Origin of the sequence: Eubacterium ramulus (assembly GCF_045002895.1) — a bacterium.
In the GTDB taxonomy this organism is placed as follows: Bacteria; Bacillota; Clostridia; order Lachnospirales; family Lachnospiraceae; genus Eubacterium_I; species Eubacterium_I ramulus.
In genome coordinates this window covers 3,137,339-3,151,742 of the sequence record NZ_CP173382.1, presented here as the reverse complement: position 1 = coordinate 3,151,742, position 14,404 = coordinate 3,137,339, and the positions used below count along the sequence as shown (strand labels likewise).

The following is a 14,404-nucleotide window of genomic DNA, read 5'->3' as shown; positions in this document are numbered from 1 at the left end:
TCATGATCAATACCCGTCAACCATTATATCACACTAATTGCCAAATGGAAACTGCTTTTCTCGGCGTTTTCCGCCACGTTTCGACCTGATTTATACACATTGAAGCAGTTACAGATGCACCTTATATTTCTCATTTTCCGATCAGCCACACCAGGCTCTGAGGGCATGGAGGAACTGGCTGCGCGCACGGTTCTGCCGGATCTCCCGGTACAGCTTTTCATAATTCTGCCCCGAATCCCATACCTTTCTGCTACAATAATAGCGATTCGCGATCTTCCAGAATTTTTCCGGATATGCGAGCCGGTAATACAGTCCCCGCAGATCCTGTTCGCTCAGCGGATGTATCCGGCAGTATTCCCGGATCAGCTCCATACCAAGCTGCCGGTTCCAGTCATTTTTCTCCAGAATCTTGCGCAAAAATTTACCCACGTCCGTAATCTGCGCTCCCACATGGGCATGTTCCATCTGGATCAGGGCCGGTCCGTCGGAAGTGAACAGGATATTGTGCTGATTCACATCTCCGTGGCAGACACCAGTGGTATAGCCGCCATCCTGTTCCGGATATCGCTGCAGAAATTCCACCACCTCCGCAGACTGCCGCGCAAATGCTTCATAGCATTCCAGATACAGACGCTCAAATTTACTCTTATTGTTCCGCTTCAGGATGTACTTGCGGATATGCTTCAATTCCCGGTTGTGCCGCACATATTCTTCCCCAAGCTTTGTCATTTCTTCCTCTGCGCTTTCCTCCTCCGTTTGTTCCACCCCACTTTCGGAACAGCACCGGTGAAAATCCGCCAGAAAGGAAACCGTTTCCAACAGTTCCGTCCGGTTTTTCACCTCACACTCCCGCCCCCGTACCCAACGATGAAACGTGTACGGAATCCGATCCGGTCCTTCCGTAATCAGGTTGCCATCCTTGTTTTTCAGCATAGAATCACACAGGATTCCCTGCTGCTCCAGACAGATTCCCAGCCAATATAAAAACTCCGCCTTCTGTGCGGAGCCAAAATATTCCTTTAATGCGAACAGACCCTGTTTCGCTTCGCAGATTAGAAGCCCACGCCCTTTGTAAAATTTTTCAATCTCCGGTTCCTGTTGTTCCAGTACCTGTTCCACCTGATAATACATAAAAACACCCCTTTATACGATAAATGTCTGCTAAACAACCGTTAGCCCTTGTTTATCATATGAAGAGGTGTTGTTATTTATGCTTTGAAGTACCAGGCAAGCAATACTTCCTTCTCATTCAGTTCTGGTTCTTCCAGAACTTTCTCCAGCATCTGATGCAGAATTTCTCCGATCTCTTTTCCGGGCTGAATACCTCGGGCAATCAGATCCGAGCCGTTCACTGCCAGTTCCTTTAAGGACAGACATTGCTCTTTTTCCATAATCTGCTGATACATATGCTCATACCGGTCGACATACAACAGTTTTTCCTGCTGCAGAAAACTGCTCTGTGCCAGAATATCCGCCCGTTTTACCTCAAACAATTCCGGATACTGTTCTGTGCCGTTCCGGTAGATTGCCCGGCGTACACTTCTGCCTTGCAGCGGTGGCCGGTCATCGTGTGCCCGCACCAGCGCCATTACCCGGTGGATCGTATCATTGTCGAACTTCAGTCTGCGAAGGATCTTGCGGCTCATCTCTGCTCCCACCTGTGGATGTCCGTGAAAATGATGGATCCCGTTCTCATCCTCGGTGCGGCAGACCGGTTTCGCCACATCGTGAAGCAGCATGGTCAGACGCAGCACTTTATCTGCCCGGATATACTGCATGGAACGGATCGTGTGCTCGCCCACAGTATAGATATGATGCGGGTTATGCTGTTCCGTCTCCATCATGGTGCAAAACTCCGGCAGAATCACTGCCGCGATTCCGGTGTCATAGACGTTCTGCATTTCCTCCGGATGATCCGATGTCACCAGTTTTACCAGTTCCACCTGGATCCGCTCCGCACTGATCTTTTCCAGATTTCCGCACATGTCACGGATGGCCTGTTCTGTCCGCTCCTCAATGGCAAAGCCAAGCTGTGCTGCAAAACGGACTGCGCGGAGCATACGCAGTGCATCCTCCGAAAAACGTTCTGTCGGTTCTCCCACGCATCGGATCCGCTTTGCGTTCAGATCTGCAATACCGTCAAAGGCATCCACCAGACCGGTCTCATCGTTGTATGCCATTGCATTGATGGTAAAATCCCGGCGTTTCAAATCTTCCAGCAGATTGGAAGTAAAAATCACGTCTTTCGGATGGCGTGCATCCTCATATTCGCCGTCAATACGGTAAGTAGTGACCTCAAATCCTTCCTTATCCATCAAAACTGTCACGGTACCATGCTGGATCCCGGTATCCACGGTTCGTGGAAAAATCGCCTTCACCTGATGCGGTTTGGCAGATGTCGTAATATCCCAGTCTCCGGGGGTACGTCCAAGGATACTGTCTCGGATACAGCCGCCCACAGCATAAGCATCATAACCATGTGCTTTCAGCTCAGCAATGACGGTCTTTACTTTTTCCGGTAACTCGATCTTCATAGGCACCCTCCTTTAAGCAGACATACTAAAAATGACTGTTTTTAATATGCTTTGCCCCAGTATACCAGTTTTTTCGCCGGTTTTCCACAACATACGCATACATCAGAAATATGTTCCTGATCATTGAACGGCATACATCTGGATGTAGCAGCGGTCTCTTCTTTGATCTTGTCCTCGCAGGCACGATCTCCGCACCACATACCACGGATGAATCCCGGTTTGTTCTCAACAGCATCACAGAATTCCTCATAATTGTGTGCATCTGTGATATGAGCATCACGATGTGCTTTTGCACGTTCAAACATATCTTTCTGAATCGTCTCTAATAATTCCGGAACTTTCGTTTCTACTTCATCCAGAGATACGACTACTTTTTCGCGAGTATCACGACGGACCAGTACACACTGATTGTTCTCGATATCTTTCGGTCCTAATTCCACACGAAGCGGGATACCACGCATCTCCTGCTCGGAGAATTTCCATCCCGGACTCTTATCGGAATCATCTAATTTCGCACGGCATACTTTTCCCAAACGTGCCTGTACTTCCTGTGCTGTATCCAGAACGCCTTCTTTTCTCTGCTGGATCGGAATAACCATTACCTGGGTCGGTGCAATGTGCGGCGGCAGAACCAGACCGGAATCATCACCGTGAACCATGATGATCGCACCGATCAGACGGGTCGTCATACCCCAGGATGTCTGATGTACATACTGTAACTTATTCTCTTTATCTGTATACTGGATACCAAATGCTCTTGCAAATCCATCACCAAAGTTGTGGCTGGTTCCTGACTGCAGTGCTTTTCCGTCATGCATCAATGCCTCGATGGTGTAAGTAGCCTCAGCACCTGCAAATTTTTCTTTCTCGGTCTTCTGTCCGCGGATTACCGGCATAGCCAGCACTTCTTCACAGAAGTCTGCATACAGGTTCAACATCTGTACGGTACGTGCCTCAGCTTCCTCGGCTGTTGCATGCGCTGTATGTCCTTCCTGCCATAAGAACTCTCTGGAACGAAGGAACGGACGGGTCTCTTTCTCCCATCTTACTACAGAACACCACTGGTTATATACCTTTGGCAGATCGCGGTAAGACTGGATATCATTTTTATAGAAATCACAGAATAATGTCTCAGATGTCGGACGCACACAAAGACGTTCCTGCAGTGGGTTTAATCCACCATGTGTTACCCATGCCACTTCCGGTGCAAATCCTTCTACATGATCTTTCTCTACGTTCAGAAGGCTCTCCGGAATAAACATCGGCATATATACATTCTCTACACCGGTCTCTTTGAAACGGCGGTCAAGCTCTTTCTGGATGTTCTCCCAGATCGCATATCCTGCCGGTTTGATGACCATACATCCTCTGACACTGGAATAATCGGTTAATCCAGCTTTTTTTACTACATCTGTGTACCACTGTGCAAAATCCACATCCATGGATGTAATGGCTTCTACTAATTTTTTGTCCTTTGCCATAACGATATCTCCTTTTCTCAAAATAATTATTTCCTGTAAGGTCAAAAAACGCCGGAATCCCAGTCCACATAGGGACCGGAACTCCGGCGGTACCACCCTGCTTATATACGTGACTTTCTCACACGCATATCCACTCAAAAACCGTTAACGCCGGTACTACGTCGTACTCCTCGCACGAAGCTCAGGGCCCGGTTCCAGATGTTCCAAACAAGGATGTCTCAGCTTTAGTGCCACTGCACTAACATCCTCTCTCTGTAGAATCTTCCACCTGTACTATCTCCCGTCTCAGCCAATATCTCTCAATAAATTATAGAACGGATCAGTCGTTATTTTAAGTGAATTCAGCGGGAATGTCAAGGGGCTTGAAGAATCCTCTCTGCATTTTCCACCCGTTCTTTTTCCGGTGGTCTGATGCCCTCCAGCGGATATGGAATTCCAAGTTTTTCCCATTTGAATACGCCTAACGTATGATACGGAAGAACTTCTACCCGCTCCACATTGTTCAGCGTATGGATAAAATCTGCCAGACGGTGCAGATACTCATCCTTATCGTTCCGCTCCGGTACAAGGACATGACGGATCCACACCGGTTTTCCCATATCCGACAATTCCCGCGCCATAGCAAGGATATTGTCGTTTGGCTGACCGGTCAGTTCCAGATGACCTTCCGGATCAATATGCTTGATATCCAGTAAAATCAAATCTGTATACTGCATCAGTTCTTTCCATTTGGAATAAAAAGGTTCTTTTGTAGTAAATGGATTTCCACTGGTATCCAGGGTGGTGTGAATTCCCCTTTCCTTCGCCTTGCGGAACAGTTCTGTCACAAAATCAATCTGAAGCAGCGGTTCTCCCCCACTTACAGTAATACCGCCCTTCTGTTTCCAGTAAGTGCGGTATCGACAGGCTTTTTCCAAAAGCTGATCTGCTGTGTATGGCTGCCCGCCCGCCATATCCCAGGTATCCGGGTTATGGCAGAACTGGCAGCGCATGGCACAACCGGAAAGGAAAATCACATAACGTACTCCCGGCCCGTCCACGGAACCGAAACTTTCCAGGGAATGCACGTAACCTGTGATGTTTTCCATATTTTCCTCCTTACAGCTGCGTATGGCAGGTACGTGAGATTACATCCATCTGCTGTTCTCTTGTCAGATCAATGAATTTTACTGCGTATCCTGATACACGGATGGTGAAGTTTGCGTACTCTTCTTTCTCCGGATGCTCCATAGCATCGATCAGCTTCTCTACGCCGAATACGTTTACGTTCAGGTGATGTGCACCCTGGTCAAAGTATCCGTCGAGAACATTTACCAGATTGTCTACACGTTCCGCTTCATCATGTCCCAGAGCACCCGGGTTGATGGTCTGTGTATTGGAGATACCATCCAGTGCTTCTTCATATGGAAGTTTTGCAACAGAGTTCAGGGATGCTAATAATCCGTTCTGCTCTGCGCCGTAGGATGGGTTTGCTCCCGGTGAAAGCGGAGCACCTGCTTTTCTTCCATCCGGAAGGGAACCGGTTGCTTTACCGTATACAACGTTGGATGTAATGGTCAGGATAGATGTCGTAGGCTCAGAATCACGGTATGTATGGCAATATTTCAGTTTGCTCATGAATGTGCGCAGCAGCCATACAGCGATCTCATCTGCTCTCTCATCGTCGTTTCCGTATTTCGGGAAATCGCCGGTTGTCTCAAAGTCAACGACAATTCCGCTCTCGTCACGGATTGTTTTTACTTTTGCATATTTAATCGCGCTCAAGGAATCTACTACATGTGAAAATCCTGCGATACCTGTTGCGAATGTACGACGTACATCGGTATCGATCAGCGCCATCTCAGCTGCTTCATAGTAATATTTATCATGCATGTAATGGATCATGTTCAGGGTACCTACATAGAGATGAGCCAGCCAGTCCATCATTACATCATATTTTTTCATTACTTCATCATAATCAAGATACTCGGATGTGATTGGTGCATATTCCGGAGCTACCTGATCGTGAGTTTTCTCATCCATACCACCGTTGATTGCGTAAAGCAGGCATTTTGCAAGGTTTGCACGGGCACCGAAGAACTGGATCTCTTTTCCTGTCTCTGTGGCAGATACACAGCAGCAGATGGAGTAATCATCGCCCCATACCGGACGCATTACATCGTCGTTCTCATACTGGATGGAACTTGTCTCAACAGAAATATGAGCTGCATATTTCTTGAAGTTCTCCGGTAAGTGAGAAGAATATAATACCGTAAGGTTCGGTTCCGGAGCCGGTCCCATGTTTTCAAGTGTATGCAGGAAACGATAATCTGTCTTTGTAACCTGGTGGCGGCCATCCATGCCGATACCTGCTACTTCCAGTGTAGCCCAAACCGGATCACCGGAGAACAGCTGGTTGTAGGACTCGATTCTTGCAAATTTTACCATACGGAATTTCATTGTCATATGGTCAATGAGTTCCTGTGCTTCTTCCTCTGTCAGAATGCCGTTTTTCAGATCTCTCTCGATGTAAATATCAAGGAAGGTAGATACACGTCCAACACTCATGGCTGCACCATTCTGTGTCTTAACAGCTGCAAGGTATCCGAAGTATACCCACTGAACTGCCTCTTTCGCATTTTTAGCCGGCTGTGAAATATCATAGCCATAGATAGCAGCCATTTCTTTCATGCCTTTTAACGCACGGATCTGCTCTGCGATCTCTTCTCTTAACTGGAAGTCACCACGACGCATACCCTGACGGTTGGTTGCATCAAAATCTTTTTTCTTGAACTCGATCAGTTTGTCGATACCATACAGAGCTACCCTGCGGTAATCGCCAACGATACGTCCACGTCCATAAGTATCCGGAAGACCTGTTAAAATTTTGTTGTGTCTTGCAACTTTCATCTCCGGTGTATAAATATCAAATACTGCCTGATTGTGAGTTTTGTGGTATTTTGTAAAAATCTCATGAATTTTTTCACTTGGCTCATATCCGTACATTCTGCAGGATTCTTCAGCCATCTTAATTCCACCGTACGGCATGAATGCACGTTTCAGCGGTTTATCTGTCTGCAGACCAACAACCTGCTCCAGATCTTTTAATTCTTCATCAATGTATCCCGGACCATAAGCTGTCAGGGAAGTAACAATTTCTGTCTCCATGTCCAGAACGCCGTTTTTTGCACGCTCTGCTTTCTGCAACTCCTGCAGTTTGCCCCACAGACGGTTTGTTGCATCTGTCGGTTCAGCCAGAAACTCCTCATCTCCATCATACTGTGTGTAGTTGTTCTGGATAAAGTCGCGGACATTTACTTCTTCTTTCCACAAACGTCCTTCAAAACCATTCCACTGTTCAAATTCCTTCATGATCGTCCTCACTTTCTGGTTAGTAACTATTAATCAATTCCACGGCAGTAGAATAGCAGAATTGTATGCAGAACACAACACCTTTTTGTTAATTTTTTATCACTATCATCTTTTGTTTCAAGAAAAAAACAGCCCGAATCTACTTAAAAAAGTAAATTCAGGCTGAATTCCCTATATTTTCCTATCCCTATTGTGGTTCTACCAGTTTACCTTCTGGTTTTTCTTGTTATTTTTTTATCAATGCTTCAAAGTCGTCCTAAAAATTCTCGTCGATGTAGTCTGCGATTGCCTCACCAGCCATACGTCCGGAGTTAATAGCAAATCCCATGGTGTTTCCGCACAGTGTAAAGTTATAACTATCACCATAGATGGTATTTGCATCAGATCCTGCACTGTAAAGTCCCGGAATCGGTTTCAGATTTGCATCCATTACTTCGCCGTATTTATTGATTCTGACACCGCCGACTGTTCCATAAGCAGCAATGTAATATTTACCTACCAGGTAGCCTCCCTTACCTGTGATCGGATGGAGATACTCATGTTTTTTGTGGAACTGAGCATCGTATCCCTCATCACACATATCGTTGTAATCGTCCAGAGTCTCCTCCAGTTTGTCAGCGTCAATACCAAGTTTCTCAGCCAGCTCTTCGATGGAATCTGCGCGGATGAATCCGTCATATCCTTCTTCCTCCGCACGGTCAAACTCAGCATCAACTGCCAGGAATGCATCTTCCGGATGAACGATATCAAAGATATCCGGGCCATTTTTCTTGTAGTTTTTCAGGATTTTAGCATCCATGATGCAGTATCCGTAATTTCCAGGCTGAAGTGCAAGCGCATTACCTGTGTAAGTTGTGTTACCCATCATGCCCTCGTTCATGAAACGGTCACCGTTCTGGTTGATCAGAAGGTTTGGCTGACGAAGAACTGCGTCTAACAGGAACCAGTTCATATTGTCTTTTAACTGATAGATCATCTCGATATTTGCACCAAATTTCTGTGCACCGGCATCCCACATCATGTTCAGACCGTCACCGGTTGTACCCGGAACATTGAACGGGAAGTAGTTTTCCCAGAGGTCATAGCCAAAGTTTTCTTTGATCATCTCTTTGTTTGTACCAAATCCACCGGTTGCAACAACGACTGCTTTACCGCGAGCTTCAATCTCTTCACCGTTTTTATCAACTGCTTTTACACCAACGCATTTGCCGTCTTCCATGATCAGGCCGGTTGCCGGTGTCTCAAGGTAGATTTCAGCACCAAGTTCTTTTGCTTTCTCTGTCATTGCACGAACCATCGGTCCTGCTGCACGAGGTCCGATCACACCATTCTCCGGTTTTACAATATGCCATGTTGCCTCAGACTCTCTGAAGTAACGGAATGCGCCTGCGAACTCAACACCCATATCCTCCAGCCACTCGATGGTGTCTGCGGATTTATTGAAGTATGTCTGAACCAGATCGCTGTCTACACGGTAATGTGTATACTCCATATGTTTGTTCAGTGCTTCGTCTACTGTGATATCGCAGAATGCTTTTTTCTGGTATTTTGTACCGATACCAAGCGGTCCCATACCCATGTTTGCTGCTCCACCGGTTGTGTTGGATTTTTCAAATACGATTGCTTTCAGATCGTTCTCGCCTGCTGTGATTGCTGCCGCAAGGCCTGCAGGGCCGGCTGCTACTACAATTACATCTGCTTCCATTGTTTTCATAATGAAATACCTCCATAAAATTGTGTTATTGTGAATTCCTTAAAAGGAAAAGTTTCTCTTTGTCCGATGACAGCCTGAACGCTGTCTGTATAAAACATTCTGTGCTTAGTGACGTTTTTTAAATTTACCGCATTTTATCAGACGGGTCGGCAGCTTCGGCAGACGGCCATTTGTCTGGATAATTGCATCATTCTCACATGCGGAAATACATTTTCCGCACTTGGTACATTCAAATTCATCGATCATGTGGATATAGCCGCTCTTGCCCTCAATGGCATCAGCCGGACAGACATCCGCACATTCCTCACATCCTTCACAAAGATCCGGATCAATGTAAATGCTCATAAATGCGGAACATACATTGTTTGCACATTTTTTCTTCTTGATATGATCTTCATACTCACCTGCAAAATATTTCAGGGAACCCATTGCAAAATCAGATGCAGTCTGTCCCATGGTACACGGAGTAGAAAATGTCATGGCTTCTCCGATTTCTTCCATCATATCTGTAAATTCTTTTTTGCCCTGTCCTTCTGTAATTTCTTTTACCATAGTATGAAGCTGGATCAGACCCTCACGGCAAAACGTACATTTTCCACAGCTCTGTTTGCGCTCTGCCAAAAGCACCTCTTCAGTTTCATGGATCATACAGCATTTGGAACTGTAAACCGTGATCACACCGTTTCCGATCTGGGTATCTGCTTCAATCACCAGATCCATAGCGGATGCGTCGTACAGTTTTGTACCGATGGCGATGGCTTTCACATCTGCATCTCCTACCAGTTCAGCCACTTTTGTACCAAAGGATACTTTCTGAAGTTCACCCATTTTGCCGTCTTTGCACACTGCCATATAAGTACACGGCTCGTAGCTGTCTGTGAAAATATCAGCCAGTGCAGCCATAGTTAAAATGTGATGGAATGCACCGCCGCGGCTTGCTCTGCGATTGACGATCCCTGTCTGGATCCGGATGCCGTATCCGGCAGCCTCTGTCTCAAGTCCTTTTGCATACTCAACTTCTTTCTCCGGAAGGTACAGATACATTTCTTCTGCATTTACTGCCAGCGCTGCGATTGCCATACCTTCCATTACTTTTTCCGGATCAGCTTTCAATACTTCCAGCTGAACCCCTGCGATATCCGCATTATTTAAACCTGCAACCACACGGATCGGATTCGTCTGAAATTCTCGTTCTGCATTTACCTGATTCCATTTTTCTGTCACAACACTGCGCTCTACACCGAATTCCAGTAATCCGGAAGCCGCAGTTTTTGCCAGAATATCTTCAACACTCATGTTTTTTGCATTTTCTAAAGCACTCATCTGTCTTACGCCTCCTTCTGATTCGAATATTCGGTCCACAGTCTGGACGGATGGATCTGAAGTCTTAAGTCACACTGCAGACAGCGGCTTGCCTCGCCGCAGATATCCGCATCACAGATACCATGGTCTACCTCGCTGAAGTTGTCCTGTCTCTCTGCTGCCGGTGTTACCTGCGTCTTGGTACGTCCAAGGTAACCAAAACCTTCTATTTTGCCAATCTTCGGATCTGCATGCTGCTCCGGAGCAAGTGTCTCGCTGATGTCTCCGTCGCCACCAAGATATTTATCAATTTCAACCGCCGCATCCCGGCCGGATGCAATGGCAAGGATTACGGATTTTGTTCCATATACAACGTCGCCGGCTGCAAATACACCTTCGGTCTCAGTTGCAAGGGAGTTTTCTTTTACAACAATGCTATTTGCTCTGCCCAGGGCCAGACCTGCTTCTTCTGTCAGATCCGGGCGCTGACCGGTTGCAAAAATAACCGTGTCTGCATCAATGTGATGCTCGCTGCCTTCCTCTTTTTCGATGATGGCTCTGCGGTTCTCATCGAAGGTAAACGATTTTACATTCATAAAGTCTACGCCGGTAACAGCATCGGTTCCTGTGATACGCTCAAAAGTCTGCGCCGGATGCACGAATATGCCTTCTTCTTTTGCCTGCTCGATTTCTTCATCATCAGCAGTCATGGCTTCTCTTGCCTCCAGACAGGCCAGATGGATTTCCTCTGCGCCCAGACGTTTTGCGGTTCTCGCACAGTCGAAAGCTACGTTTCCACCTCCGAGAACAATGATACGCTTGCCCATTCCGGTCTCCTGACCAAGGCTTGCATTACGCAGGAAATCAATATTTAACAGAACACCCGGAAGCTCGCTGCCTTCCATCGGAAGACGGACACCTTTGTGTGCACCGATGGTCATTAAGACCGCATCGTACTCACTCAGTAATTCAACCGGTTTGTCTACTTTTGTATTTGTCTCGATGACTACGCCCTGCTCCTCGATTACGTTTGCTTCCTGTGCAACGATCTCACGCGGAAGCCGGTAGGACGGGATTCCATAAGACATCATACCACCAACGGTCGGAAGTGCTTCTTTTACGGTAACGGCGTGTCCCTGTTTTCTCAGGTAATATGCTGCGGTCAGACCTGCCGGTCCTCCACCTACGACGCATACTTTCTTGCCGGTATCGGGAAGCTGTTTTCCTTTTCCCTTCCAGTAACGGCCGGTGTCATGCTCTGCGGCATAACGTTTGATGTCACGGATGGACATTGCCTCACTGACTTCTTTTCGTTTGCACTCCAGCTCACATACATGACTGCAGACATGTCCCAGTGCGTTCGGGAACGGTACTTTCTCACGGATGACCGCTACGGCTGCATCATAATCGCCTTCTTTTACAAAACGGATGTAACGTGGGATATCCGTATGAGCCGGACAGGCGGTACGACACGGCACCAATGCCTCTTCTTTTTTCAGGTTCGTTGTCAGAAGCTGTAATTTATCACGGATGGAACCGGTCGGACAGACTTCTGCACAGGCCGTACAGAAACGACAGTCTTCATCTTTCAGCAATTTGCCATGTAAGGTTCCTACATATGTCTCAAGATCTTTTTTGTTGTACTGCAATACGCCTACGCCTCTCAGTTTGTTGCAGGCACGTACACAGCGTCCGCACAGTACGCAGCGGTTCATGTCATGAATGAGCAGCGGATTGCCCTCTTCCATCTTGATACCTTTGATACGGGTACGCATACGTGCGTTGTTTGCACCGATATACTGGATCAGTGTCTGAAGCTCGCAGTTACCGTATTTCGGACACGTGGAACAATCTTCCGGATGTCCGGCAAGCAGTAATTCCAGAGCCAGGGTACGCAGTTTGTTGATCCGCTCACTTGTGGTATGTACTACCATTCCGTCCTGTGCACGCAGGGTACAGGATGTGGTCACGCCTTCCTGACCTTCGACTTCTACAATACACATGCGGCAGGAACCATTCTCCGGCAGATCCGGATGGTGGCAGAGGTGCGGAATATAAATTCCGGCTTCCAGCGCACATTCCAATACATTTTTATTCTCCGGCACTTCCAGGCGGGTGCCGTCAATCGTAATGACTGCCATGTTTTTTCTCCCTTCTGTTCTTCATTCAACCTTTGTCGCTTTGATGTTCATCTCACATCCGATATATTTTTGACGTGCACGGTACTATTATGGTACACTGTCACTATAATCACTGATAAAATTATAACATGAGGATTTCAAAAAAGCTTCAAACAGCTGTTGAAAATCCTCACACCTTTTTGATTTATTTTCAACAAATGTCGAATGGGCAGACTGCCCTTTCTTTTTAGGGAGATTCTTATGATCACATTAAAAACACTACTTGACCAGCTGCAGGATATTTGTCGCTGTATGGTTAGAAATGACTATGATACAACACGTTTTATCAGCCGCATCGATATCCTTCGGCAGAATACGGTTCTGTGTCCGGACACCCTGTATCTGTGCCCGGATGACATTCCGGAAAATCTGCTAAAACCAGATGCTTTTTCGGCACCGGCTCCAGAGCAGTCACCGGTACTTCTGATAGACGCTGTCCTCTGGGAGACCTACGCAAAGACATCTGCTGCAGAGTATTTACCAACAACCGGAGATTTTTTGCATACAACGAATAAAGCCACCGCTTTGCAGGACAGATTTTCTGTCATCCCGGTAGAAAACATGCCTGCACCGGAAGATACTTTTCTGTTGTTGAACCAGCGGCTGACCTTTGAACTGCGATTGCAGCAGGAAATCAATGATCTGTATCATCTGCTTTACAGCGGTCATGGTCTGGACGATCTGATCCTCCGGGCAGAATCTTTTCTCCACCGTCCCATGTCTGTGCTGGACGCCAGTTACAGCATGATCGCGGTCTCCCCGCTGATGCACCAGCTTCCGTTTGGTATGGAAAAAAGTGAGGAAGGAAGCATATTTTTAAGTTCCCAGGAAGTGGAAAGTCTGCGCCGCCTGCAGATTGAACATCAGATTTACAAAAATAATCAGGCATTTTTTATCCAGACGGAAGACCACCCGGATACGAACTGGATTTTCTGTGGCATCCGCATCCAGCATGTCATGACCGGCTATGTAGCACTCTGTCTGCCGGATAAAGCGGAGGCCAGTGAACATGAGCTGCGACTGATCACCGCTTTTTCCGATATCTGTGCGATTGAAATGCAGAAGCATGAATTCTTCGTGCAGAAAACAGGCTTACAGTATGAAACGTTTCTCACGGAACTACTGGAAGGACGGTTCAACGATGTAAACATCATAGAAGCCCGGCTGAAACTGCTGAATCGCCGTTTCGGAAAATTCTTCTGTCTGGCGATCCTCTACTGTCCGGAACCGCACAACAGCGACCTGTTCAACAAACGTCAGATGGCGTCACTGCGGCAGGTTTATCCGAATGCCATGTCCGTGGTATACAAAAATAACATCATCCTGCTGATCAATCAGGATACGCCGGTACAGCTGAGTCCTGAACTGACGGATCCACTGGAGCAGTTTGCGGAGCGCAATCACCTGAAAGTCAGCTTAAGTCAGCCCTTTGCAGATATCCTGAAAATCCGGATTTTTTACCATCAGGCACTCCACACCCTGGAGCTGTCGGACCTGCAGGCACCGGATCAGACACTGTTTTACAGCACCGATGCCCTGCCGGAATATCTGTTTTCCAAATGTAATTACCAGGAGCTGGAAGTTGGGATCCATTATCATATTTTCCAGCTGCAGGATTATGATAAAACATACCATACGGATTTTGTAGAAACGCTGCGGGCCTATCTGGATCATGACCGGAATGCTGCAAAAACGGCAGAATATCTGCATATTCACCGGAGCACTTTCTTCTATCGGGTAAAAAAAATAGAAGAGCTGCTGGAAATTTCCATTTCTGACAGTCATCTTCTATTTCTGTATGAATTATCCTTCAAAATCTGGGATTATTTGTGCCGCTGACGG

At 46.8% G+C, this 14,404-nt stretch carries 9 protein-coding genes; 1 reads left to right on the top strand and 8 read right to left on the bottom strand.

Annotated features, from left to right (window positions below):
- Positions 1–141: 141 nt before the first annotated feature.
- The 8 genes from ACIRUQ_RS14575 to ACIRUQ_RS14540 all read right to left on the bottom strand — a co-directional run bounded on the left by ACIRUQ_RS14575 (position 142) and on the right by ACIRUQ_RS14540 (position 12,523).
- Positions 142–1,131, bottom strand: a complete 990-nt coding sequence (locus tag ACIRUQ_RS14575; RefSeq protein WP_022035935.1) for a phosphotransferase — start codon at positions 1,129–1,131, stop codon at positions 142–144.
- A 77-nt stretch (positions 1,132–1,208) separates the two neighbouring features.
- On the bottom strand, positions 1,209–2,534 hold the full coding sequence (locus ACIRUQ_RS14570) for a CCA tRNA nucleotidyltransferase (protein WP_055290715.1): 1,326 nt from the start codon (positions 2,532–2,534) through the stop codon (positions 1,209–1,211).
- A gap of 41 nt (positions 2,535–2,575) precedes the next feature.
- Positions 2,576–4,015, bottom strand: coding sequence for a proline--tRNA ligase (gene proS, locus ACIRUQ_RS14565; protein ID WP_022035936.1), 1,440 nt, complete (start codon positions 4,013–4,015; stop codon positions 2,576–2,578).
- A 353-nt stretch (positions 4,016–4,368) separates the two neighbouring features.
- Entirely contained in the window at positions 4,369–5,103 is a 735-nt protein-coding gene (gene pflA / locus ACIRUQ_RS14560) for a pyruvate formate-lyase-activating protein (RefSeq protein ID WP_055290717.1), read from the bottom strand.
- Positions 5,104–5,113: 10 nt separating this feature from the next.
- Complete coding sequence (gene pflB, locus ACIRUQ_RS14555; protein ID WP_055290719.1) at positions 5,114–7,366, bottom strand: formate C-acetyltransferase; 2,253 nt, start codon at positions 7,364–7,366, stop codon at positions 5,114–5,116.
- Positions 7,367–7,622: 256 nt separating this feature from the next.
- The gene (locus ACIRUQ_RS14550; protein ID WP_021738017.1) at positions 7,623–9,080 is read right to left on the bottom strand and encodes an FAD-dependent oxidoreductase; all 1,458 of its coding nucleotides are present in this window, start codon (positions 9,078–9,080) and stop codon (positions 7,623–7,625) included.
- Positions 9,081–9,185: 105 nt separating this feature from the next.
- Entirely contained in the window at positions 9,186–10,403 is a 1,218-nt protein-coding gene (locus ACIRUQ_RS14545; protein ID WP_055290721.1) for an NADH-ubiquinone oxidoreductase-F iron-sulfur binding region domain-containing protein, read from the bottom strand.
- Between the two features lie 5 nt (positions 10,404–10,408).
- Complete coding sequence (locus ACIRUQ_RS14540) at positions 10,409–12,523, bottom strand: FAD-dependent oxidoreductase (protein WP_055290723.1); 2,115 nt, start codon at positions 12,521–12,523, stop codon at positions 10,409–10,411.
- A gap of 240 nt (positions 12,524–12,763) precedes the next feature.
- Between ACIRUQ_RS14540 and ACIRUQ_RS14535 the strand changes: the two genes are divergently transcribed.
- Complete coding sequence (locus tag ACIRUQ_RS14535; RefSeq protein ID WP_055290725.1) at positions 12,764–14,401, top strand: CdaR family transcriptional regulator; 1,638 nt, start codon at positions 12,764–12,766, stop codon at positions 14,399–14,401.
- Positions 14,402–14,404 lie beyond the last annotated feature (3 nt).

Coding starts and splice junctions, on each gene's coding strand:
- ACIRUQ_RS14575 (WP_022035935.1), bottom strand. CDS start 1,131: ATGTATTATCAGGTGGAACAGGTACTGGAACAACAGGAACCGGAGATT.
- ACIRUQ_RS14570 (WP_055290715.1), bottom strand. CDS start 2,534: ATGAAGATCGAGTTACCGGAAAAAGTAAAGACCGTCATTGCTGAGCTG.
- proS (WP_022035936.1), bottom strand. CDS start 4,015: ATGGCAAAGGACAAAAAATTAGTAGAAGCCATTACATCCATGGATGTG.
- pflA (WP_055290717.1), bottom strand. CDS start 5,103: ATGGAAAACATCACAGGTTACGTGCATTCCCTGGAAAGTTTCGGTTCC.
- pflB (WP_055290719.1), bottom strand. CDS start 7,366: ATGAAGGAATTTGAACAGTGGAATGGTTTTGAAGGACGTTTGTGGAAA.
- ACIRUQ_RS14550 (WP_021738017.1), bottom strand. CDS start 9,080: ATGAAAACAATGGAAGCAGATGTAATTGTAGTAGCAGCCGGCCCTGCA.
- ACIRUQ_RS14545 (WP_055290721.1), bottom strand. CDS start 10,403: ATGAGTGCTTTAGAAAATGCAAAAAACATGAGTGTTGAAGATATTCTG.
- ACIRUQ_RS14540 (WP_055290723.1), bottom strand. CDS start 12,523: ATGGCAGTCATTACGATTGACGGCACCCGCCTGGAAGTGCCGGAGAAT.
- ACIRUQ_RS14535 (WP_055290725.1), top strand. CDS start 12,764: ATGATCACATTAAAAACACTACTTGACCAGCTGCAGGATATTTGTCGC.